This window comes from Pyrococcus sp. (genome assembly GCF_030153625.1).
In the GTDB taxonomy this organism is placed as follows: Archaea; Methanobacteriota_B; Thermococci; order Thermococcales; family Thermococcaceae; genus Pyrococcus; species Pyrococcus furiosus.
In genome coordinates, this window is sequence record NZ_JASKLM010000018.1 from 1 (window position 1) to 21,527 (window position 21,527).

General features: G+C 38.9%; 26 protein-coding genes. 17 read left to right on the forward strand and 9 right to left on the reverse strand.

Features of this window, described 5'->3' with window-relative positions:
• Window positions 1-659: 659 nt before the first annotated feature.
• Window positions 660-1,010, forward strand: a complete 351-nt coding sequence (locus PWP39_RS04290) for a gamma-glutamylcyclotransferase family protein (RefSeq protein ID WP_011011766.1) — start codon at window positions 660-662, stop codon at window positions 1,008-1,010.
• 332 nt (window positions 1,011-1,342) lie between these two features.
• Here PWP39_RS04290 and PWP39_RS04295 read toward each other — a convergent pair whose 3' ends face one another.
• Both PWP39_RS04295 and csa3 read right to left on the reverse strand, forming a co-directional pair.
• Window positions 1,343-1,642, reverse strand: a complete 300-nt coding sequence (locus tag PWP39_RS04295; RefSeq protein WP_011011765.1) for a nucleotidyltransferase family protein — start codon at window positions 1,640-1,642, stop codon at window positions 1,343-1,345.
• A gap of 121 nt (window positions 1,643-1,763) precedes the next feature.
• The gene (csa3, locus tag PWP39_RS04300) at window positions 1,764-2,426 is read right to left on the reverse strand and encodes a CRISPR-associated CARF protein Csa3 (RefSeq protein WP_011011764.1); all 663 of its coding nucleotides are present in this window, start codon (window positions 2,424-2,426) and stop codon (window positions 1,764-1,766) included.
• A 127-nt stretch (window positions 2,427-2,553) separates the two neighbouring features.
• Here csa3 and PWP39_RS04305 point away from each other — a divergent pair, with 127 nt between their 5' ends.
• The 14 genes from PWP39_RS04305 (at window position 2,554) to PWP39_RS04370 (ending at window position 16,406) form a co-directional block, all read left to right on the forward strand.
• The gene (locus tag PWP39_RS04305) at window positions 2,554-2,916 is read left to right on the forward strand and encodes a hypothetical protein (protein ID WP_011011763.1); all 363 of its coding nucleotides are present in this window, start codon (window positions 2,554-2,556) and stop codon (window positions 2,914-2,916) included.
• Window positions 2,916-3,938 (forward strand): type I-A CRISPR-associated protein Cas7/Csa2, encoded by a 1,023-nt coding sequence (gene cas7a, locus PWP39_RS04310; RefSeq protein WP_223209005.1) that lies wholly within the window; start codon window positions 2,916-2,918, stop codon window positions 3,936-3,938. Before PWP39_RS04305 ends, cas7a begins: the two co-directional genes overlap by 1 nt.
• Window positions 3,939-4,730, forward strand: a complete 792-nt coding sequence (cas5a, locus tag PWP39_RS04315; RefSeq protein WP_011011761.1) for a type I-A CRISPR-associated protein Cas5a — start codon at window positions 3,939-3,941, stop codon at window positions 4,728-4,730. It abuts the gene before it with no gap.
• The gene (gene cas3 / locus PWP39_RS04320; RefSeq protein ID WP_011011760.1) at window positions 4,700-6,676 is read left to right on the forward strand and encodes a CRISPR-associated helicase Cas3'; all 1,977 of its coding nucleotides are present in this window, start codon (window positions 4,700-4,702) and stop codon (window positions 6,674-6,676) included. The genes cas5a and cas3 overlap by 31 nt, the downstream gene beginning before the upstream one ends.
• Complete coding sequence (locus PWP39_RS04325; protein WP_011011759.1) at window positions 6,673-7,386, forward strand: CRISPR-associated endonuclease Cas3''; 714 nt, start codon at window positions 6,673-6,675, stop codon at window positions 7,384-7,386. Before cas3 ends, PWP39_RS04325 begins: the two co-directional genes overlap by 4 nt.
• A 12-nt stretch (window positions 7,387-7,398) precedes the next feature.
• Window positions 7,399-8,547, forward strand: a complete 1,149-nt coding sequence (gene cas8a2 / locus PWP39_RS04330; protein ID WP_011011758.1) for a type I-A CRISPR-associated protein Cas8a2/Csa4 — start codon at window positions 7,399-7,401, stop codon at window positions 8,545-8,547.
• Window positions 8,544-9,590, forward strand: coding sequence for a type I-A CRISPR-associated protein Cas8a2/Csa4 (gene cas8a2, locus PWP39_RS04335; protein WP_011011757.1), 1,047 nt, complete (start codon window positions 8,544-8,546; stop codon window positions 9,588-9,590). Before cas8a2 (PWP39_RS04330) ends, cas8a2 (PWP39_RS04335) begins: the two co-directional genes overlap by 4 nt.
• 64 nt (window positions 9,591-9,654) lie before the next feature.
• A complete protein-coding gene (locus tag PWP39_RS04340; protein WP_011011756.1) occupies window positions 9,655-11,025 on the forward strand; it encodes an ATP-binding protein in 1,371 nt (456 codons plus the stop codon).
• A gap of 92 nt (window positions 11,026-11,117) precedes the next feature.
• Complete coding sequence (locus tag PWP39_RS04345; RefSeq protein ID WP_011011755.1) at window positions 11,118-12,467, forward strand: ATP-binding protein; 1,350 nt, start codon at window positions 11,118-11,120, stop codon at window positions 12,465-12,467.
• A 59-nt stretch (window positions 12,468-12,526) separates the two neighbouring features.
• On the forward strand, window positions 12,527-13,903 hold the full coding sequence (locus tag PWP39_RS04350) for an ATP-binding protein (protein ID WP_011011754.1): 1,377 nt from the start codon (window positions 12,527-12,529) through the stop codon (window positions 13,901-13,903).
• Window positions 13,896-14,351, forward strand: a complete 456-nt coding sequence (locus tag PWP39_RS04355) for a flavodoxin family protein (RefSeq protein ID WP_014835188.1) — start codon at window positions 13,896-13,898, stop codon at window positions 14,349-14,351. Before PWP39_RS04350 ends, PWP39_RS04355 begins: the two co-directional genes overlap by 8 nt.
• Before the next feature lie 80 nt (window positions 14,352-14,431).
• Window positions 14,432-15,136, forward strand: a complete 705-nt coding sequence (locus PWP39_RS04360) for an ATP-binding protein (RefSeq protein WP_223209004.1) — start codon at window positions 14,432-14,434, stop codon at window positions 15,134-15,136.
• 43 nt (window positions 15,137-15,179) lie between these two features.
• Window positions 15,180-16,193 carry a radical SAM protein gene (locus PWP39_RS04365; protein ID WP_288072824.1) on the forward strand — a complete coding sequence of 338 codons (1,014 nt, stop codon included), beginning with the start codon at window positions 15,180-15,182 and terminating at the stop codon, window positions 16,191-16,193.
• A gap of 33 nt (window positions 16,194-16,226) precedes the next feature.
• Entirely contained in the window at window positions 16,227-16,406 is a 180-nt protein-coding gene (locus tag PWP39_RS04370) for a zinc ribbon domain-containing protein (protein WP_014835185.1), read from the forward strand.
• On the opposite strand, the gene PWP39_RS04375 is transcribed toward PWP39_RS04370, so the two are convergent.
• From PWP39_RS04375 to PWP39_RS04395, 5 genes are read right to left on the reverse strand one after another with little or no spacing between them, the layout of a single operon-like run.
• Window positions 16,403-17,071 carry a hypothetical protein gene (locus tag PWP39_RS04375; protein WP_011011749.1) on the reverse strand — a complete coding sequence of 223 codons (669 nt, stop codon included), beginning with the start codon at window positions 17,069-17,071 and terminating at the stop codon, window positions 16,403-16,405. The genes PWP39_RS04370 and PWP39_RS04375 overlap by 4 nt on opposite strands.
• A gap of 5 nt (window positions 17,072-17,076) precedes the next feature.
• On the reverse strand, window positions 17,077-17,373 hold the full coding sequence (locus tag PWP39_RS04380; protein WP_011011748.1) for a DUF3227 domain-containing protein: 297 nt from the start codon (window positions 17,371-17,373) through the stop codon (window positions 17,077-17,079).
• Window positions 17,366-17,632, reverse strand: coding sequence for an RAD55 family ATPase (locus PWP39_RS04385; protein WP_353851435.1), 267 nt, complete (start codon window positions 17,630-17,632; stop codon window positions 17,366-17,368). The genes PWP39_RS04380 and PWP39_RS04385 overlap by 8 nt, the downstream gene beginning before the upstream one ends.
• The gene (locus tag PWP39_RS04390) at window positions 17,581-17,937 is read right to left on the reverse strand and encodes an RAD55 family ATPase (RefSeq protein ID WP_011011746.1); all 357 of its coding nucleotides are present in this window, start codon (window positions 17,935-17,937) and stop codon (window positions 17,581-17,583) included. The genes PWP39_RS04385 and PWP39_RS04390 overlap by 52 nt, the downstream gene beginning before the upstream one ends.
• Before the next feature lie 8 nt (window positions 17,938-17,945).
• Window positions 17,946-18,725, reverse strand: a complete 780-nt coding sequence (locus PWP39_RS04395; protein WP_011011745.1) for an ATPase domain-containing protein — start codon at window positions 18,723-18,725, stop codon at window positions 17,946-17,948.
• A gap of 217 nt (window positions 18,726-18,942) precedes the next feature.
• On the opposite strand from PWP39_RS04395, the gene PWP39_RS04400 reads away from it, so the two are divergent.
• A complete protein-coding gene (locus PWP39_RS04400; RefSeq protein ID WP_011011744.1) occupies window positions 18,943-19,404 on the forward strand; it encodes a DUF1931 family protein in 462 nt (153 codons plus the stop codon).
• A gap of 397 nt (window positions 19,405-19,801) precedes the next feature.
• Window positions 19,802-20,302: a hypothetical protein gene (locus tag PWP39_RS04405; protein WP_011011743.1), complete on the forward strand. Its 501-nt coding sequence runs from the start codon at window positions 19,802-19,804 to the stop codon at window positions 20,300-20,302.
• Here PWP39_RS04405 and PWP39_RS04410 read toward each other — a convergent pair whose 3' ends face one another.
• On the reverse strand, window positions 20,303-21,154 hold the full coding sequence (locus PWP39_RS04410) for a helix-turn-helix transcriptional regulator (RefSeq protein WP_288072828.1): 852 nt from the start codon (window positions 21,152-21,154) through the stop codon (window positions 20,303-20,305). It abuts the gene before it with no gap.
• Window positions 21,151-21,477 (reverse strand): helix-turn-helix domain-containing protein, encoded by a 327-nt coding sequence (locus PWP39_RS04415; protein ID WP_011011740.1) that lies wholly within the window; start codon window positions 21,475-21,477, stop codon window positions 21,151-21,153. Before PWP39_RS04415 ends, PWP39_RS04410 begins: the two co-directional genes overlap by 4 nt.
• Window positions 21,478-21,527: the final 50 nt, after the last annotated feature.

Below are 21,527 nucleotides of genomic sequence, written 5' to 3' on the forward strand. Positions count from 1 at the left end.
TAAAAATTCTTTATTTTTTCCTATTTTTTGTTTTGCTAAAATACTATGAAAAGAAGTAACAAAGAGGTATTTTATACTACTTTTCCTCGTATTGAATTTTGTGCTTAGATAGGCCGGCTTATCTTTCAATTTTTCCTATTACGATAAAAGGTGGTATACACGGAAAAGGAGCGTGAATTTGGCTTCTTTTTTATGATCATTCTTGTGCATTATTTTAGATATAAGGCTGATTATATCTAAAATAATGAACATAGATGAGCATGATTCTAGGGAAGTCGCGTAATTGACTTCATAGCTGGAGACTTAATTTTATGTTTGGGGTGGGGACCATATGAAATTATGAAGAAGTTAGCTAAAAAGAGAAAATTGTATGGAGCGGTTTTCCCAGACATTGCCGTAAAACAAAAATGGGATATATCACCCTGGTGATCTCGCAACTTTTACTCATACTTGAGAAAAGTGATAAAATCATAACTGAAAGATCTCCCAATCCTGACCTCTGTAGAGTAATAGACGACTTTTTAAAGAGCAAAAAGAAATATGAGTTTCTACTTGGAAGATAGTGGAATAAAGGTAAACAACAAGTTCCCCCCACGTAAGAAATTAAAACCTCCAATTTTAGGGCAATTCTTAATAAACTTGAGTCCCAAACTTTCTACATGTCTTATGGAGAAGAGAGTGTGAGAATAGCTGTGTACGGAACTCTAAGAAAAGGAAAACCCTTACATTGGTATCTCAAAGAAGCTAAATTCCTGGGCGAGGACTGGATTAAGGGGTATCAGCTATATTTTGAGTTTCTTCCCTATGCCGTCAAGGGGGAAGGGAAGCTCAAAGTTGAGGTTTATGAAGTTGACAAGGAAACATTTGAAAGAATTAACGAGATTGAAACAGGAGCTGGATACAAATTAGTTGAAGTAAGCACTAAGTTTGGCAAGGCTTTCTTGTGGGAGTGGAGTGGTAAACCTAAAGGAAAAAGGATAAAAAGTGGTGATTTTAACGATGTTAGATGATTATTAAGGATTTTGTATTGCCTCACGGTTAAGAGTTTTTAGTCTTTCTAAATAGAGTTGAATGTCCTATAGCCGGTCTACCATTTGGAAAGATGTTGAAAGCCCTTAACAATTTACTTCAAGAAAAGTTACCACCAATTAAATGTGATTTCTAACCGAACTCTTTGCAATGTTCATAGTTACTTCAACACATACCTGAAGGGAATATAGAGGGAGCCCGGTGCGTAACTTCATCCTTTATTTTATGACTTTTTATAAACTTCAAACTTCTCGAGCTTTTCCAAGTATCTTTGCCACCTCACGAGTATGCCTCCTAAGTAAGTCCTTCTCCCTCACACTTTTAAACTGATTCTCTTTAATTCTATGCTCCATATCTCTCCAGAGCTTTCTAAAATAATAGAAATACTCTGAGAGTTCAGTTCGTCTCCGTAAATAACTTTGTGATTCTTAATCACCTCAATTTGGATATACAATGGAAGCTCCTCAAAAACCTTAATGTCATATTTTCCACTAAGCTTTTCAAGAACTTTCTCGTAAGTCCCAGGTTCTGGTTTGACAAGACATACATCAATATCACTCCTCTTCGTAGCCCCCCACTGACCTGAGAACCATAGAGAAGGATCCCCATGCAAAGATCCTTAAACTCCGCAAAATCCTTACGCAGTTGCTCCATGAGAGACATCGAAAACTATTGAAATAATGAGGATTTTATATTTTTTTGATTTCATTCGGGGAATATTCGATACAGAAAAACTAAATTAGAGCTTCGACAAACTTTTTTCTCCCCTTTGCAATCTTTTTAACGTACCCTTTTCTTTCAAGCCGTGATATGTATTCACTCACTAGAGAAAGGGGATATTCGCTCTTTCTACGTTCTGATAAGATTTCCTTAATTTCGGTTATTGTGATTGATTTCTTCTGTTTTATTATTTCAAGTATCTCTAGCTCTAAAGGTGTAAGTCTAGCTTGTGGATTAATAATTGGAAGTTCTATCGGGTGCCCATCTTCAGTTACATAAAAAACACTCTCCACAGCTTCAGGGTTTTTGTTTGAAACTTCAATAGCCGCGTAAAAAAGTTCATATCCCAGGATTCTCCTTCCTCCAGTTAAGTTAATTATTGTTTTTGGTATAATCAATCTTTCAAATTCCTTAATTCTCTCCTGGAATAAGTATGGATCCTTTATTTCTTTAGTAATTACTGGAATGTCAAGCTTAAGAAATCCCTCCTGGGCTTTTTTTACACACTCTTTAATTTTCTCAATTTCTTCTTTTGGAGCATTTTTCATAAATGAATAAAGGATAACAGCACTGCTAATATTAAATCCTGCTTCCTCTATTCTTTTAGGCAAAATAAGACTACCATCATTTTTGAAAATGTGATTTATATGTAGACCTACTGTAACTATGTACCTCAATTGTCTTCCCCCTATTTGCTCACTAAGATGCTTAATAAACTTATCTTAATAGTTAACAAACTTAAGTTAAGTTCCTAGTAGAAAGATTTATATAAGAATTCGCCCAAGTTAGTATAGGTGTTCCTTAATGGGGGGATGGATCAGAAATATTGGTAGATACCTTAGCTATCTAGTAGATGACACATTTGAAGAATATGCCTACGACGTTGTGGATGGTATAGCAAAGGCCAGAACACAGGAGGAGCTCTTAGAAGGTGTCTATAAGGCTCTTAGACTTGCTCCAAAGCTCAAGAAAAAGGCCGAATCTAAAGGTTGTCCACCTCCCAGAATCCCTTCTCCAGAAGACATTGAGGCTTTAGAAGAAAAGGTTGAGCAACTTTCCAATCCCAAAGATCTTAGAAAGCTTGCGGTAAGCCTTGCATTATGGGCTTTTGCAAGTTGGAATAACTGCCCGAAAAAAGGAAAGGGGACTGAAGGAGGTGTTGAATGATGTATGTCCGTATAAGTGGTAGGATAAGGTTGAATGCCCACTCTCTCAACGCCCAGGGTGGTGGAGGAACTAACTACATCGAAATAACTAAGACTAAAGTTACCGTAAGAACAGAAAATGGTTGGACCGTCGTTGAAGTACCAGCAATAACAGGTAACATGTTAAAGCACTGGCACTTCGTTGGCTTCGTGGACTACTTCAAAACTACTCCATATGGAGTAAACCTTACTGAGAGAGCTTTAAGATATAATGGGACAAGGTTTGGACAGGGTGAGACCACTGCAACCAAAGCCAATGGTGCCACTGTCCAATTAAACGATGAGGCTACTATTATTAAGGAACTAGCTGATGCCGATGTTCATGGTTTTTTAGCTCCAAAGACCGGTAGAAGAAGAGTTAGCCTGGTTAAAGCTTCATTCATTCTCCCAACCGAGGACTTTATCAAAGAAGTTGAGGGGGAGCGCCTCATAACAGCCATAAAGCATAATCGCGTTGATGTGGATGAAAAAGGTGCCATTGGTAGCTCCAAGGAAGGAACCGCCCAGATGCTGTTCAGCAGGGAGTATGCCACAGGTCTCTATGGTTTCTCCATCGTTCTTGATCTTGGCCTTGTAGGTATTCCCCAGGGGTTGCCTGTAAAATTCGAGGAGAATCAGCCAAGGCCCAACATCGTTATAGACCCTAACGAAAGAAAGGCAAGAATCGAAAGCGCTCTTAAGGCCCTGATACCAATGCTCAGCGGTTACATTGGAGCAAATCTAGCTCGGTCTTTCCCAGTGTTCAAGGTTGAAGAGCTCGTAGCAATAGCTAGTGAAGGACCTATTCCAGCCCTCGTCCACGGGTTCTATGAGGACTATATAGAAGCTAACAGGTCAATAATAAAGAACGCAAGAGCTCTTGGATTCAACATTGAAGTGTTTACATACAACGTTGACTTGGGAGAGGATATCGAAGCTACTAAAGTTTCCTCCGTAGAAGAGCTTGTTGCTAATCTAGTCAAAATGGTGGGAGGTAAGGAGTGAATGGACATCCTTCTCGTTTGCCTTCGCTTTCCATTTTTCTCAGTAGCTAAGCGTTCTTATCAAGTGAGGACATCTTTCCTACTTCCTCCACCATCGGCTCTAAAAGGAGCACTAGCAAAAGGGCTTATTCTCCTGAAACCTGAGAAGTATGCCAGTAGTTCATTAGATGAAGCCGCTCTCAAAGCCATAAAGGAAATCGAGAGCAAGCTAGTTGACATTAAAGCTGTGAGTGTTGCCCCTCTAAGTCCCCTCATTAGGAATGCTTTCCTACTCAAACGATTGAGAAATTTAGAATCCGGTTCCAATGCCGAAAAGAGCGATGCTATGCGACGAGAATACACCTTCACGCGAGAATTGCTTGTTGCCTATATTTTCAAGAATTTAACTCAAGAGGAGAAAAACCTCTACCTAAAAGCAGCAATGCTCATTGATGTCATTGGGGACACAGAAAGTTTAGCTACTCCAGTTTGGGCTTCTTTTGTAAAGCCTGAAGATAAAAAAGCACCTCTCGCATTCTCAGCGCCTTATACTGAAATATACTCTTTGCTGTCTTCGAAGATTCAAGCAAAGGGCAAGATAAGGATGTATATAGAAAAAATGAGAGTATCACCAGAATACTCAAAAACTAAAGGGCCACAGGAGGAGATCTTTTATTTACCAATTGAAGAGCGCCGTTATAAAAGAATAGTATACTACGCAAGGACAATTTATCCTCCTGAAGTTGAGAAGGCTTTAACTGTTGATGGGGAGGTGCTTGGAATATGGATACCGAAAAACTCTTCAGAGAGCTGACCGGATTTGAACCATATGATTACCAACTTCGTGCATGGGAAAAAATCAGAGAGATTATGAATAACGGTGGAAAAGTCATTATTGAAGTGCCTACGGCCGGAGGAAAGACTGAAACTGCTGTGATGCCATTCTTCGCTGGAATCTACAACAATAATTGGCCTGTTGCTAGATTGGTTTATGTCTTGCCAACTAGGTCACTTGTAGAAAAACAAGCAGAAAGACTAAGAAACTTGGTTTACAAACTTTTACAGTTAAAAGGAAAATCAAAAGAAGAGGCAGAAAAGCTAGCTAGAGAACTCGTGGTTGTTGAATACGGGCTTGAGAAGACTCATGCATTTCTTGGTTGGGTTGTAGTGACGACGTGGGATGCTTTCCTCTATGGTCTTGCAGCTCATAGAACGGTAGGGAATAGATTCACTTTTCCAGCGGGTGCAATAGCTCAATCCCTTGTTATATTTGACGAAGTCCAGATGTATCAGGATGAGTCAATGTACATGCCGCGCCTTCTCTCACTAGTCGTTGGAATTCTTGAAGAGGCCAATGTTCCTCTCGTTATAATGAGTGCCACAATTCCCTCAAAGCTTAGGGAAATGATAGCAGGGGATACGGAAGTTATAACTGTGGATAAGAATGACAAGAATAAACCTTCAAGGGGAAATGTAAAAGTCAGATTAGTTGAGGGGGATATTACAGATGTTCTTAATGACATTAAGAAGATTCTAAAGAATGGGAAGAAAGTTCTTGTTGTGCGTAATACCGTTAGAAAAGCTGTTGAAACCTATCAGGTTTTAAAGAAAAAGCTAAACGATACCCTAGCTAATCCTTCAGACGCCCTACTCATACACAGTAGGTTCACAATTGGCGATAGGAGGGAGAAGGAGAGAGCTCTTGACTCAGCAAGATTGATCGTTGCTACCCAGGTAGTGGAGGCTGGACTTGACTTGCCAAACGTGGGACTAGTTGTGACTGATATAGCACCCCTTGATGCCCTTATCCAGCGTATTGGGAGGTGTGCAAGAAGACCGGGAGAAGAAGGAGAAGGAATAATACTCATCCCAGTAGAAAACTGCATTGAACATGAAAAGATCGTGAGGGGACTTTCAGAACTTATGGAAAAAATAGGTGAGGATACAGTTGTTTTTGCAACTGTTACAAGCACAAATGAATACGATAGAGTCGTGGAGATCCACTATGGAGAAGGAAAGAAAAATTTTGTGTACGTTGGTGACATTGACACTGCAAGAAGAGTCTTAGAAAAGAAAAGAAGTAAAAAACTACCCAAAGATCTCTACATAATTCCATACTCGGTTTCACCATATGATCCATTGGTGCTCCTCACTACTTATGATGAATTATCAAAGATTGGAGAATACCTAGCAGATACAACAAAAGCTAGAAAAGCCCTTGATAGGGTATACAAGTTCCATTATGAGAACAACATCGTGCCGAAAGAGTTTGCTTCAGCATACATCTACTTCAAGGAGCTAAAACTGTTTTCAGCTCCTCCAGAATATGAACTTCGCTCCAGACCAGAGCTATATGTATTATTGTATCCAATGAACATTGAGAAAAATGAGAGAGTAGAAGATAAGGTAATAGACAACCTCGAGACAGCTAGGATAATTCGAATCAGCTATAGTGTAAAAGAATGGAAAAAATCAGATGTCGTGATTGGTAGATTAATGAAAGAGTGGGACAAGAATGCTGAAAAGTGGGTATGGAAAGTTCGGAAATCATTCAAGATAGATCCATATGAGATATATGTAATTGATGCCAAGTACTATAACTCGGAATTGGGATTTATTACAAATCTTAGCGACACGAATTCTCACACAGATTCTGACTCAAAAGTTCGGACAAGAAATTCTGAGCATTCGTCAAAGAAAAACCGCTCTAAAGGAAAGAAAGGGCAGACAAGTCTCGAAAACTGGGGGGTGAGAGTATGAGTTGTAAGGCATTCCAAGGACAAACATTAAGAGAGCACATTGAGGCGATGCTCGCTGCGTGGGAGATTGTCAAAAACAAATACATACCCTCAATTATCAGGGTAATGAAAACTGTTGGTGTTAAATTCACTGAAGAAGATGCTGACAAGTTCATGAAAACCTTGATAATTTTGCATGATGTTGGAAAGTGCAGTGAGGTATATCAGAAGCACTTAAGCAATAATGAGCCTTTGAGAGGCTTCAGGCATGAGCTTGTGAGCGCTTATTATGCTTATAACATCCTAAAAGACATGTTCAAGGACGAGACCATAGCGTTCATTGGAGCCCTCGTTGTGATGATGCACCATGAACCAATCCTAATGGGCCAGATACGTTCACTGGATAAGGAGGAACTTACTCCAGAGGTTGTCCTCGACAAGCTCCGCACTTTTAACGGAGTTATGGAGGGTACAGAGTCATTTATAAAGAGCATGATAAAAGAGAAGCTTGGTGTAATTCCAAAGGTTCCCTCTCCAACCCAGGAAGATGTTCTCAGAGAAGTAATCAGACTTAGCGTACTTGCCAGGCATAGACCTGATTCTGGCAAGTTAAGGATGGTTGTTGGAGCGTTACTCATTCCGCTAGTTCTCTGTGATTACAAAGGAGCTAAGGAAAGAGAAGGTGAATCTCCAAAGTTTGCAGAAGTTCTTAGAGTTGAAATGATGAAGTGAGGGGGAAGTTAAATGAAGCTTGTTGTTCCCATGTTTTCTGGTTATTATTCCCGAGTATTAAACACCCACATAATGTACGGTATAGTTGAAAGTGCGCTACGTGCAGGAGTAACAAATCTTCATGTAGTCCCAACTGGGGAGGGATATGAAATACACTCAAGATACCTAGACTGTAGGCTAAAAAACCAGGAAGATTTGGAAGGAGAAGGTTGCAAGCTTCTTCTGGAAGGACTAAGAGATGCTTTAGAGGAAATTATAATGACTCATTATGCTATGGGTTTTCGTTCAAAAAAATTTAACAATGTAATATTAAGTAATACAGTCATCTCTAATGGTGCTTTTATTGATCCTCCCCAAAACGTGCAAAGATACTACCGTGAGCTTGAGGCAATACTAAACAACTTGGATATTAAATCACTAAAAAGCACTAAAAGCCTAATTGATAAAAAGGTATTAAGAGCCCCACAGCAACTAGATCCTACACTTAACCAATGGCTTTCTTTTTATAAACAGGAAGAAGGAATATCCAGGATTACAAATCTTGAGTATGCTTTGGCCTGGGTAGGGTTTTATTATTATTCTTCAGTTCACAAATTTAAGAGGGGTTCTTCACAGATAGTTGAAATAATTCAGTATCCTCCAAATGAAGAAGTTGAAATGTGGGAGCTATTACTAATCAAAGATCTAGCAACTAAAATTGTTCAAGGGAATGACTTCCACTGGAAAATAAGTTCAGAGTATGGTCTGTTAAAAACTCTCCTTTTAACCGAATTGCCACCTTCTACTGAAGAAGTGCCTGGGCTCTCAAAATTTACTGTAGTAATTTATGGACAAGAAAGCCAACAAGGAAAAGGATGGAGAATTTTCCGAACATTGGAGCTCCCCGTAGTCTGGGACTTTATTGGATACTTGAAAGCACGTGCATTTTATGAAACCATGAAATTTGTGAAAATTTTAAACAAATTAGAGAGAACAATTAAAGAAAGCCAAGAAGACATTCTTAGAGAGATTAGCCACCAGTTATATTCTGCTTTGACAAACAGGGACGAAATGGGTTTCTATAGTGCATTCAGAGTATTAAAACGTGCGGGATACCCCCTTGATCCAGAATTAGTGAATGCCATTGCCCAATATCTCTCCGAGAGGGAGGTGATAAGATGAAATTTAACGAATTTAAAACACCTCAAATTGATCCAATTTTTGACCTGTACGTGGCTTATGGGTATGTGGAATCCTTGATAAGAGGAGGTGCCAAAGAAGCCACCCTGATACCCCACGGTGCCTCGTATTTAATTCAAACAGACGTTTCGAATGAGGAATTTCGCCATGGTCTCGTGGATGCCCTAAGCGAAATGTTATCACTCCACATAGCACTGGCAAGGCATTCTCCAAGAGAAGGTGGAAAGCTTGTTAGTGATGCGGACTTTAGTGCAGGAGCAAACATCAACAATGTATATTGGGACAGCGTACCAAGAAACTTGGAAAAGGTGATGAAAGATCTTGAAAAGAAAAGGAGCGTAAAAGGTACCGCAACCATACCCATAACCCTTATGCCTTCAGCGGGCAAGTACATGCTAAAGCACTTTGGGGTCCAGGGAGGTAATCCAATAAAGGTTGACCTGCTTAACTATGCTCTAGCCTGGGTTGGTTTCCACTATTATACGCCATATATAAAATATGCAAAGGGAGATACCACATGGATTCACATATATCAGATTGCGCCTGTAGAAGAAGTTGATATGATCTCAATACTTTCTCTCAAAGACCTCAAGATGCATCTCCCACATTACTATGAGAGTAACTTAGACTTTCTTATCAATCGCAGGCTTGCCCTTTTGTATCACCTCCTCCATAGTGAAAGCTTAGGAGCACTGGAACTCTTCACTGAAAAAGAGTTTGTAATTCACTCATATACCCTTGAAAGATCAGGAAATAATCAAGCAATACGCTCTTTTGAAGAAGAGGAAATTGGAAAGCTCATGGACTTTCTTTGGAAGCTGAAGAGAAGAGACTTCTACCATGCAATAAAATTCATCGACGATTTGCTCAAGAAAGCAACTGAGGGAGCCTTAGCCTTGATTGATGCTATAATGAACGAAAGGTTAGAAGGATTTTATACAGCGCTTAAGCTTGGTAAGAAAGCTGGGGTAGTCTCAAGTCGAGAAATAGTAGCTGCCCTGGAGGATATAATATGTGAACGTTAAGCTTTATCTTTTCCCATAACCATTAGGCGAAGAGTTTAAATAGTTATACATAAAGTATAATACCATGCCAATAACTTTTGTTGACAGGGAGAGTGAACTTAAGTTTCTGGAATCACTCTGGAAAAGAAGAAATTCCTTCGTCCCAGTTTACGGGAGAAGGAGGATTGGAAAGACTCGACTAGTTAAAGAGTTCATAAAGGGAAAGCCCTCCGTTTATTACCTCTCTAGAAATAGCAGTTACAACGATAACCTATATGGATTTTCCCAGGTAGTCCTAGAGGCTTATCCAAGTCCTTACTTAACCCCTAAATCCTTTTCGACTTTTACCGATATCTTTAGATATTTAAGCGAAAAAGGGAAAGTGGTCGTGGTAATTGACGAGTTTCCCTATTTAATCAACTCAGATAAAAGGATTTTGAGCGAGTTCCAGTATATAATAGATGAGATAGTTAGGAATTCAGAGATACATTTAATCTTAGTTGGTTCAAGTATCGGCATGATGGAGGAGCACGTTCTAAGTCAAAAAAGCCCCCTCTATGGGAGGAGAGACGGCCAAATAAGGCTCCACTCCTTGGACTTCTTTAGTTCCTGGAAGCTCTTAGGAGTTAGCTTGGAGGAGGCAATTAAAATATATGGGGTAACAGGAGGAATTCCAGCCTATTTAATTCTCTTTAAAAAGTTCGAAGATCTAAAAAATGTTGCCTTTAGCAAGCAGGGATTTCTTTATGCAGAGGCTGATTTTCTACTTTCCAGCGAGTTAAGGGAGCCAAGAGTTTACAAGTTAATCCTCAAAGCTATAGCGGAAGGGAAGAGAAGATTCAACGAAATAAGCACGTTCACTGGAATCCCCCGCCCAAACCTTTTCAAATACATTGAAGTCCTTGAGAGACTTGGTTTACTTCGCAGGGAAGCCCCAATTACAGCTCCTCCCAAAACCAAAAATACCCGTTACAAGATAGTTGACAACTACATCGCCTTTTACTTCCGATTCATTGAAAAGTATAGACATGAAATAGAACTCGAGAGTATTAACTTTTGGGAGGAGTTCCTTGAAGATTACAACAACTACCTTGGAGAGGTTTTCGAAGATATAGCATGCCAATTTCTTGTAAGGTTAAACAAGAAAAGAATGTTTCCTTTCAGATTTTCAAAAATAGGACGTTGGTGGCATAAGAATGAAGAGATAGACTTAGTAGCTTTAGACAAACGAGAGAAAAGAGCTTCTTTCATTGAAGTGAAGTGGAAGACATTAAAGGAGGGAGAGGCAAGATCAATCCTTAGAGATCTTGAAAGAAAATCCAAGTTAGTTGGATTAGATTATTGGAATAAAAACTACGGATTAATTGCCAAACATATTGAAGGAAAGGAAAATCTAAGAGAAGAAGGCTTTCTAGCCTGGGATTTAAGAGATTTTGAGTTAGTTAAGAAAGAATAATTCCCAAAGACGGCTATTAGAGAAGTCCCAGGTGAGCAACTTAAATCGAAACATACTTATATATAATCATGATTATATATAATGGTGATTAGGTGATATTTATCAATCGTGAAAGGGAAATGAAAATCCTTGAAAAAGAGTGGGAAAATAGGCCTTCCTTTGTTGTTCTCTACGGAAGGAGAAGAGTTGGAAAAACTCGCCTTCTAAGAGAATTTTCAAAGGCTAAAAAGACTTTCTTCTTTGTATTCCCTGAGGCTATAAAGGAAATTCAAATGAGAGAGTTTAAGGATGCAATGGCAGATTTTCTTGGGGATGAATTCATTAGAAAGTTAAAAACAGATAACTGGTTTGATCTTCTAAAATATTTGGCTGAAGAAGTCGATGATTGTCTTATAGTCCTCGATGAATTCACGTATGCTGTAAAGTCAGACAGAAAAATATTAAGTGACCTTCAAAGAGTATGGGATATTATTCTAAGCGAGAAAAAAGTCATGCTTGTACTTTCTGCTCCACTCCTTGGCATGATGTGGGACGAGGTGCTTAGCCATGCCTCACCACTCTATGGAAGGAGAACAAGAAGCATGCACCTTAAACCCCTCAACTATCCCGATGCCTTGAACTTCTTTTCGGACTGGGAATTTGGAATAAGGGCATATATGCTCGTTGGTGGAATTCCTTCATACTTAAAGCTTGCAAGTCGCTACAACACCATTGAAGACTTCCTAAGAGAGGAGTTCCTGAGCGATTATGGGTTCTTCTACGATGAACCCTATGTTCTCCTTAGTGAAGAGCTCAGAGAGCTAAGGACATACTTCTCGATACTTATTGCAATAGCAGAGGGCAATAGAAGGCTTGAGAGAATCGCGAACTTCGTTGGTTTACCAGCGAGGAGTATTTATCCCTATGTTGAAACTTTGATGAGATTGGGCTTTATCGAGAAAGAAAGTCCGATTTTGGGAAGCAGGAAAGTGAGCCTTTACCGCATTAAGGATCCAATGCTCCTTACTTGGCTTACTTTAACATATCCTCAGATGGCCGAAATAAGCTCTGGGACAGCAAAGCTTGACAAGCTTTACAGGGTTTATTCTATCCGCTTTGAGGAACTTGCTAAGGAGTTCCTAACATTATTTCGCCCAATAGAGTTCAAAACCCTGGGAAGATGGTGGTATAGGGGAGAGGAAATAGATATCGTGGCAATTGATGAGGATATAGCAAATCTTATTGAGGTAAAATGGATGGATTTAAGGAAAAAGGAAGCCCTAAGAGTTCTTCAAGAGCTTGAGGAGAAAGCTAAAAAAGTTAACTTTAGTGGAAAAATTAATCTGGGCATCGTAGCGAGAAATGTGGAGAAAAAAGAGGAACTCAGAAAGGAAGGTTACTTGGTGTGGGATTTGGAAGATATTTTGGAAGCTGCCGGAAACAGTGAACGTGAAAAGTTATAATGCTAAGCGATTCGAAATCGACGGTAAAACTTATTAATTAACAAAACATACTCATGAGTATGATACTCACGAGTAAGTTTGTGAATAGGGAGAGGGAGTTAAACTTCCTAAGAGATCATTATCATTCTGGAAAGGCCGAGCTGATAGTTATTTACGGCCGAAGAAGGATTGGAAAAACATATCTCCTACGGAAATTTCTTGAGGAAACTAATGGAATATACCTCCTTGCAGAAGAGAACGAGACGAACTTGGAAGATTTCTCCTTAAGATTGACAGACTACTTCAAGGATCCCTTTTTGAAAGAAAATCCCATTAGAACTTGGAAAGCTTTCTTCACGTATCTAGCTGGAAAAAGTAACAAAAGATTGGTTGTGGTCATAGATGAAGTTCAGTATCTTGTTAGAGCTGAGAAAGGATTCCTCAGCACCCTTCAAAAGTACTGGGATCTATACTTGTCCTCAACAAAGATAATGCTCATACTCTGTGGTTCACTTGTTTCCTTTATGGAGGGCATTCTTTCCGGAAAATCCCCAATATACGGAAGAAGAACGGGAACTTGGAAGGTAGAAGAAATGTCATTTTTTGACGTGCTAAAGTTTCATCCAATTGATATAGAGACAGCTATAAGAATATACAGTGTTTTTGGTGGGGTTCCACAGTATTGGGCAGACTATGATCCCGGGAAAGATTTCTGGGAAAATGTAAAGGATCTAGTCCTATCCAAAGGTGCGAAATACTATGATGAACCTAAGTATCTCCTTAAAGAAGAGCTAAGAGATGTCTCAAGGTACTTCTCAATATTAAGGGCAATAGCACTTGGCTACTCACGTTTTGGTCAGATAGCAGACGCAGCAAGGATCGAAACAAAAAGTCTCGGAAAATACCTCAATGTTTTGGAGGAAATGGGATACGTAAGGGAGGAGAAACCAATTGTTGGAAGAGGTAAAACATTGTATAGGATAAATGACTACTTTTTCAATTTCTGGTTCCGCTTCGTCTTTCCCAGGAGAAGTGAGATAGAAATGGGGCTTGATGTTATTGAGGAGATAAAGAGGGAATTCAACGACTATCTTGGCCCTGTGTTTGAAGAGATATCCCGTCAGTTTCTTATAGAAATGAACAAAAGAAAAAAGCTCCCATTTAGGTTTACTAAGATTGGTAAGTGGTGGTACAAGAGAGAAGAGATCGACTTAGTTGCTTTGAAGGAAGAAGAGAAGAAAGCCCTCTTTATAGAAGTAAAGTGGAAAAATCTTGAGAGAAAAGAGGCCTATAGAATATTAAAAGACTTAAAAAGAAAAGCAGAACTCACTGGATTGCATGATTGGAACAAGAGATATGGAATAATAGCAAAAAGCATCATAGAAAAAGAGAAGTTGAGGGAAAAAGGTTTTTTAGCCTGGGATCTAAAAGATTTTGTGGGGAACCAGAATGGATAGCATAATCGTTTATGTTTCCATCCACCACAAAAACACAGAAAAGGTAGCTAAGGTTATTGCAGAGGTTCTAAATGCAAGACTAGTTAAACCTTGGGAAATAAAACCAGAAGAACTCCTAAAATATGATTTAATAGGCTTTGGTTCTGGAATTTACTATTGGAAACATCATAGAGCCCTCTTTGAGCTTATCAACAAACTTCCGAAAGTAGAAGGAAAAAAGGCATTTATATTTTCAACCGCGGGGCTAAATATACCTTTCATCAATCACAGGAAGCTCAGAAAAGTTTTAAGGGAGAAAGGATTTGAAATAGTAGGAGAATTTTCTTGCAGAGGTTGGGATACGAACGGTTGGTTAGCAGAGATAGGCGGATTAAACAAGGGGCATCCTAACGAAAAAGACTTAGAAAATGCTAGAAAATTCGCGGAGAACTTGAAGGCTTCTATATAACTTAGCGTTTTATACCCTCTTGGGTGGGATTCCTGCCTATCTCGCTCTTGCATCTCGTTATAAAACTGTTGAAGAATTCGTTGAGGAAGAGTTCCCGAGAACTGAAGGATAATTTTTATGATGAGCCTTACATAGTTCTCTCCGAGCTTAGGGAATTAAAAACATACTTTTCAATCCTCTCGGCAATAGCTGCTGGAAAGAGAAAACCTTCAGAGATGGCAAACGAAGTTGATCTAGAGGGAAGGAAAATACACTCCTACATTGAAACGCTAATACGGCTCGGATTTGTGGAGAGGGATCTTCTAGTTGCAAGAAAGGAAAAACGATGGCTTTACATAATTTCTGACCCAATGCTCATGAGTTGGTTCTCGTTGGTCTACCCCAAGAGAACGGAGATAGAGATAGGAGCTATGACAATTGATGATGTTAAAGAGATCCTCCAGAGGATCTTCTCCTTTCGCTTTGAGCAAGTCTCGAGAGAATTTCTCATTGAACTAAACAGAAAAGGGAATTTACCCTTCCGATTTACTAAAATTGGAAGATGGTGGCACAAGGAAGAGGAAATTGATATCGTAGCTTTGAATGAAAAGGAAAAGAAATCCCTCCTTATAGAAATCAAGTGGAAGGAATTAAAGGAGAGAGAAATAAAGGGGATTTTAAATGATTTAGAGCTAGAAGGATGGGACAAAATTTATGGAGTAATTGCAAAGAAAGTTCAAAAGAAAGAGAATCTCTGGGAAAGGGGTTTCCTAATCTGGGATTTGGAAGATTTAGACGTTTTATGAGCAATTGGCAACGTATAAATACTCAATCACACTATATTAGCTTGTGAAGTGCAAAATCTGTGGATATGAGAGTGAAGAAATTTCCGCATCTATAGGAGTTTGTGTGAATTGTCTCAGGAGGGGACGTACAGAGATAGCTTTGAATACCCACAGAGAATGGAGGAAAAAACTTGGCCTTCCTATGGAAGTTCCCAGGGGAGGAGTTAAATGTAAGCTGTGCGTAAACGAGTGCGAAGTTATTGACAAAGGTTACTGTGGCGTTATTGTGAACGACAACGGAAAGTTGGTCCCTAAAATTGGTGTTACATACTACTATGATCCCCATCCCACAAACTGCGTCGCTGAACCTGTTTGTCCTGAAAGAACGAACATAGGCCACTATAACCTCGCTGTCTTCTTCCATGGGTGCAACCTAGACTGTCTCTTCTGCCAAAACATTGAACATAAAACCATCAAAGGTTGGGAAATTGGTATTGAGGAGCTCGTTAGAGCGGTTTTAAATCCAAAGGTCACTTGTATTTGTTACTTTGGTGGTGACCCAGCTCCTTTCTCTCCTTATGCAATAAGAGTTGCCCAAGAAATCTTGAAGAAAAAGAAGATAAGAATTTGCTGGGAAACAAATGGACTCGAGAATCCCAGGATTATGAGGAGAATAGCAAGGCTTTCAGAGGAGAGTGGAGGGATAGTGAAGATAGATTGGAAAGCTTATTCTCCAGAGGTTTACGAAGCTCTCACGGGGATAAACGGTAAAAAGGCCGTGGAAAGAATAAAAGAAAACATAAGAGTTGTCATTGAAGAGGGGGCAATGCTTGTTGTTAGCACTCTTGTAGTCCCTCACTACATCGATGAGAGGGAAGTTAATGGGATAACAAAATTTCTGGCTTCAATAAGCGATGAGATACCCTACGTTCTCTTGGCCTTTCATCCACATCATCTAATGAGCGATATTCCCACTACCTCCTGGGAACAGATGAATAGGCTCGTTGAGGTGGCTAGGAAAAACGGGCTTAAGAACGTGTTTGTGGGGAGCTATTGGCTTTTGAGAGTAAAAGCTTAAACGGTTTTAGCGTCATTTTATTTGGTGATTTACGTGGAAGAAAAAAGGCATCTTAAGTGTCCGCTTTGTGGAGGGACGAGCTTTAGAGTGGAGGAGGGAAAACTAGACAGCAAATGGGGCTTTACGGCTCACAATGTCAAAATAGTGATCTGCGAAAATTGTGGATACATTATGCTGTTCTATAAGGGCAGGACAATATGGGATTTTGATTAGACTGCAGGCAAAAATCTAAGTTCAGGATAAACGGTGTAGTACCAAGACTTTAGGTTGTACTCAAGAAATATGCTCCTAATAACGGTAAGCTTTCTCTTAATCTCATTTTTTCCGACTTCTATTCCGAACTTAAATAGATTGAGGGCAAAGCTGTTGACTATTTCCGTAACGTTTTCTGGGAATGCCTTGAAGTTGAAAGTTATGAGTATGTTGTTTTTCTCTCCTCTTCCCAAAATTCTAATAAGGGCTGGGAGAACTGTTATGAGCTCTTTTGGATATTTCACTCCAAAAATGTCAAGCCCTAAAACGAGGAATAATGTGTTATCTTTTACTCCCAAGTTAGACTTAATCTTTCCAATAATGATCTCTGGATCCTTTGTTTTAATAAGAACTTCTTGGCCTAGCACATCCTCAAAGTAGGAGAGAACAGAAAATACCTTAGCATCTTTAAAAACATCTCTTGCGTCCTTGTATATTGACTCTAGATATTTCAGTATTGAAGCATATGCGTCGGTAAATGAGATTACTATGAACCCTTTATACTCACTTTTCAGCCGTTTTACCACGTGATAAAGCACGCTTTCAAATTCACTTCCTATTTCATGGTTAAAAATCGTTGGAGTAACTACCTTAGACGATTCTATTATTATGTCCAATGGATTCATGCTATTCACCCATAAATTTTCTTTATCTCTTCCACGAGTTCCTCTAAAGAGTTAACTTCTACCTGCTTTCCAAGATAACTTTGAAGCTTGCTTATGATAACCATTTCCAGTAATCTTGCGCTGTACTCTCCAAAGAGCTTTGAAACTGCTTCTTTGAATTTTTGAGGGTCTTCATATGCTACTTCAATTCCTTTATTAAGGGTAGCATTTAAATGGGCCTCCAAAACAGCTTCCAGCCCAGGAGCAACTTCTTTAAGGGCGGAAATAATTGTTTTCGTCAATATATCTTTCCCATTACTCATAAATCTCAACCCCCTTACTTGTTATTTCATACCTGTAGATTTTTCTTGAATGATTTGAGCCTCTCGCCTTTATGATTGCAAGCCTTTTCTCTATCTTCCCGTTTTCTATCTCATATCTTAGTCCTATTATCACATCAACAAGGGTGCTAGCTTTTGTAAATGGAACTACATCAAATTTTGTTTCCTCGTTCAGTGTGAAGTATGTTGTTATCTCCTTTCTTTGGTGAGAAGTTGCAGGTACCTTAGCATTTTTGCTAATTCCTTTTCGTCTGTGTGCTGTTTTAAGGCAGTTAGACTATCTATTATTAGGGCTTCAGGTTGGAATTCTTCCACTATCTCCTTAATTTTTATATAGGTGTGCACTGGTGTTTTACTTTCTGGTACCCAAGAGAAAATCTCTAAATCTTTCCCCAAAACTTCATCTATAGGTATGTTGTAATTTCTAGCTGATCTTACTATCTGACCAATTGGCTCTTCAAAAGTTATGTAAACTACCTTCCTTCCCTGAAGTGCATTTGCTATGGCAAAGTGTAGGGCAAACGTAGTTTTTCCAGTTCCAGTCATGCCGACAATTAGAACATTTGATCCCTTGTATATCCCCCATCTAGCATTTTATCGAGCTTTTCTATTCCCGTTGTTATCTTTTCGAGTGTGTATTCCCCCTTATCTCTTACGAGATCTGGAAGTTCCAGGAACTCAATCCCATTCTTAGTTATCACATACTCATATTCTGCTCTCTCAACACTTCTTCTTCTCATCTTTGGGATTTCCATTACCCTTCTTGTAATCTCTCCAAGTGATTTATACTTGAGAATTATTACCCCATCAACAACGAATTCTTCCACTCCATGCCCTATTGTTTTGCTTCCCATAGGCTTTTCAGCAATTAGGAGTGCTGTGGCATTGTAAGCTTTTATAAATCTTCCAAGCATTGTGTGGAGAAACACTCTTGTCTTTTCAAGTCCCAAAATTTGTGCAAAGACGCTTATGGAGTCAATTACAACCCTTTTAGGTTGGAAGCTTGAAATTTCGCTCATCAAAAATTGTATTTCTTTTTCTATTGCTCCCCTACTTACAGTTACAAGATCAATGAATCTGAAAAGTCCTTTCTTTTCAAGCTCCTCAAAATCCATTCCCAGTTGTTTCATTGCCTCATAGAATTCTCTCTTTGTTTCTGCCAGTGAAATGTATACCCCTTTTTCTCCAAACTTCTTTGCGCCATTATATAGGTATGTTGCAGAAAATATAGTCTTCCCAGCTCCCGGCTCTCCTGCAACTAAAATTAGTGATCCATCGGGAAAACCATCTTTAAGAATGAAATTGTCAAAGTATTCGATTCCAGTCTTACCCATTTTATTCCCCTCTTCTTTTTATATGCTTTTATGACATATTTAAAGTTTTTTAGTTAGTTAGGAAATAAAAAACACGAGAGCTGTTATTTTGGCCAAATCTTAAATAATAGATTGATATTATACATAGTCATTAATAATTATGCCTAAATACGAAACCTTGAACATCGAAAATTTTATATACTTTTTGTTACTAAAAATATCTGGGAGGTGAGGAGAAATGGCAGAGATGGTTATTCCATATCCTCACCTCCAAAGGATACTGGAAAAAACATGTGAACTAGCAGTAACAAAGCCAATGGCCGAAAGGATGATGGAGATTGTAGAGAGGAAGCTTGCAGATCTTTTTGAGGTTGCATATGAGAATGCTACAGCAGAGAACTCAGAAACAATAAAGATGAGACATATTCCAATAACAAAGGGATTTAGGAGTAGCATGAATCTCTTTAGAGCCGTAATAGAGGACGAGAACATTAAGATAGAACCAATTCTGGATTATGTGCTCAGAAAGATTCCAGCAGATAAACCTCTGGAGGAAGAGGTTATAAACGAGCTTCCAATAATTACTGGAACACTTTTCGTGCTTATTGGAAGGGTAATAAAGGCTCTCCATCCAGAGGTTAGGAACGTTTATCCAGAGCATATTGAAGAAGCAGAGAAAGTACTTGATTACACACTATGAAGGTAATAATCTTCGATTTTTTACCATTTGTAATTCTATTTGCAATTTTATTGATATAATTTTGCATTTTTTATTCTAATATGTTTAATAAAATTTTTATTTGTTAAATTACAAAATGTAAAATTTTGTTGTATTTAAATATAAACAATTTCCTATAGTAAAAAATCTGAGTCTCAACATAGTTCGACTACAAGAAAATATATCTGCTAAAATCCAATTACAAGGTTATAAGGAAAGTAAAAACGCCTAAAAAGCTTTTTGAGCTTTTTGTTTTGTCATCTAACTAAGATCATAGTCAAAAGTAGTTAATTTTCCAATATAAGGATATATGAAATTCGTTTTAAAATAAAGATAAAACTATTTAAAAGAGAACATTTTTCCATAGCGTGGTGATACAATGGGAGCCGCAGAAAGAATAGCATTTGCAGTTCTTTCAATTTTGATAGTTCTAGTTGCTCCATTTGTTAGGGTCTCAAGTGAATACTATGATGAGACAGTAACAACAACGTACTCTATAATAAATACTATTGGAGTTTTTGTGGTTTTTGGGGATCAAATTACTTCATATGACATAGGAGACCTCTATTCAGAGCTCAGAGACGCAGAAGAAGCAAAAAACCTACCAGTTTCGGTAAACCTCTTAGCATACTTTCTCCTCCTACTCATAGGGTCATTCTTCCTAATTCCCTGGGGGACAATAGTGGCGTTCTTTTCCAGGGCAGGATTTGGAATGATAATTGGGGGTCTACTGTCATTTCTACTGATTTTACGAGCATTCTATGATACTCCCTTCTCGGTGCAGCCAGATATTGGGTACTTCCTCCTCTGGATCGTCGCCATACTTGGACTGATATTTGGAAAGAGCAGAAAGGACACTACACATACAAAGAAGAAGTAACTACTCTTCTTTTATTTTATAATTTAGCTTTGCCCACGTTTCATTATTTACTTTTTCGAGCGTCACAATTCCCATCTTCTCTAGTCTTTTTAGCAGCCTCCAAGCTGTAGTCCTTGGCAACCCTAAATCATTCCTTATTTCGGCCTGTTTTGCCCTTCCTCCTCTGTCGGAGAGGTATAGAATTACGCTCTTCTCATCCTCATTAAGATTGAATTTCTCGGAAAGTTCCTCAATAGATATCTCGCCTGTGGCTATGGTCTTTACGCGCTTTTTCTTACTAAATAAAATTGGTGATGCTCCTATTGCAACTCCACCTACAAAGGCCAACAAGACACTTCCCCAATTTGTTTCCGTCACAACCTGGGTGTTAGTTTCAGTTATCGTAATGACTTCCTCTTTGTGAGGAAATACGTAGTTTATATACTGTTCTCCAGGGGGCATCTTTATGGAATTCTCGCTTATGCTGAGTGGTATTCCAGACAACCCGACTATCACTGAATCTTCTGGAAGTATTACCTCTGCAGAATAATTGAATGGAAGGTGCACAGTCCAGACTCTACCCTCTTTTGACGTTAGTTCCGGAGTTAAAAACTCCACCTCGAGAGTTCCATTGGTGGTTGGGTAAACAACGAACTCACCATCCTCTAAAAAAAGTGGCACTTCTTTTCCATTAAGCTTGACACTTAATTCTGAGAATTCATACACTGGAAGGGGAATTACAAATCTCCCAGGAGTTACATTCATCACTATCTTAACTAAACAATATCCGTCATCGTATACAACAACTTTAACCTTTTGAGCTGAGACTACTGGTAATAAGAGGAGTAAAAGCAAAATTATTGCCTTCTTCATTCTTCATCACTCTTTATAACTTCATTTCCTTGGGGTAAGATTATGAGCTCTCTGCCCTCCACTAGCATTTGGGCAACCTTCTTTCTTGCAGATGTTAACGCCCTCCATATCGTTCCTCTTGAAACTCCCATTCTTTTACCTGCCTCTTCCTGGGTTAGTCCTTCATAGTCCACCAACCTCAATGCCTCGAACTCTTCATACGTCATTATTATAGGGGGTTTTGGAGGGCCAAACCTAGGAAGTGCTGGGTAAAAGTGCCTTGCATAGGGTATGAATTCTATCATTCTCATCTTTCTTCTTCTACCTCTTCCCCACCTGGGCATCGCTATCAATAGGAAATTTTAAAGGCCAACTTTTATAGCTTTTTATGGTG

Bases quoted from the DNA above. Each gene is read 5' to 3' on its own strand.
- PWP39_RS04290 (WP_011011766.1), top strand. From the start codon at position 660: ATGTCTTATGGAGAAGAGAGTGTGAGAATAGCTGTGTACGGAACTCTA.
- PWP39_RS04305 (WP_011011763.1), top strand. From the start codon at position 2,554: ATGGGGGGATGGATCAGAAATATTGGTAGATACCTTAGCTATCTAGTA.
- cas7a (WP_223209005.1), top strand. From the start codon at position 2,916: ATGTATGTCCGTATAAGTGGTAGGATAAGGTTGAATGCCCACTCTCTC.
- cas5a (WP_011011761.1), top strand. From the start codon at position 3,939: ATGGACATCCTTCTCGTTTGCCTTCGCTTTCCATTTTTCTCAGTAGCT.
- cas3 (WP_011011760.1), top strand. From the start codon at position 4,700: ATGGATACCGAAAAACTCTTCAGAGAGCTGACCGGATTTGAACCATAT.
- PWP39_RS04325 (WP_011011759.1), top strand. From the start codon at position 6,673: ATGAGTTGTAAGGCATTCCAAGGACAAACATTAAGAGAGCACATTGAG.
- cas8a2 (WP_011011758.1), top strand. From the start codon at position 7,399: ATGAAGCTTGTTGTTCCCATGTTTTCTGGTTATTATTCCCGAGTATTA.
- cas8a2 (WP_011011757.1), top strand. From the start codon at position 8,544: ATGAAATTTAACGAATTTAAAACACCTCAAATTGATCCAATTTTTGAC.
- PWP39_RS04340 (WP_011011756.1), top strand. From the start codon at position 9,655: ATGCCAATAACTTTTGTTGACAGGGAGAGTGAACTTAAGTTTCTGGAA.
- PWP39_RS04350 (WP_011011754.1), top strand. From the start codon at position 12,527: ATGATACTCACGAGTAAGTTTGTGAATAGGGAGAGGGAGTTAAACTTC.
- PWP39_RS04355 (WP_014835188.1), top strand. From the start codon at position 13,896: ATGGATAGCATAATCGTTTATGTTTCCATCCACCACAAAAACACAGAA.
- PWP39_RS04375 (WP_011011749.1), bottom strand. From the start codon at position 17,071: ATGAATCCATTGGACATAATAATAGAATCGTCTAAGGTAGTTACTCCA.
- PWP39_RS04380 (WP_011011748.1), bottom strand. From the start codon at position 17,373: ATGAGTAATGGGAAAGATATATTGACGAAAACAATTATTTCCGCCCTT.
- PWP39_RS04390 (WP_011011746.1), bottom strand. From the start codon at position 17,937: ATGACTGGAACTGGAAAAACTACGTTTGCCCTACACTTTGCCATAGCA.
- PWP39_RS04395 (WP_011011745.1), bottom strand. From the start codon at position 18,725: ATGGGTAAGACTGGAATCGAATACTTTGACAATTTCATTCTTAAAGAT.
- PWP39_RS04400 (WP_011011744.1), top strand. From the start codon at position 18,943: ATGGCAGAGATGGTTATTCCATATCCTCACCTCCAAAGGATACTGGAA.
- PWP39_RS04405 (WP_011011743.1), top strand. From the start codon at position 19,802: ATGGGAGCCGCAGAAAGAATAGCATTTGCAGTTCTTTCAATTTTGATA.
- PWP39_RS04410 (WP_288072828.1), bottom strand. From the start codon at position 21,154: ATGAAGAAGGCAATAATTTTGCTTTTACTCCTCTTATTACCAGTAGTC.
- PWP39_RS04415 (WP_011011740.1), bottom strand. From the start codon at position 21,477: ATGCCCAGGTGGGGAAGAGGTAGAAGAAGAAAGATGAGAATGATAGAA.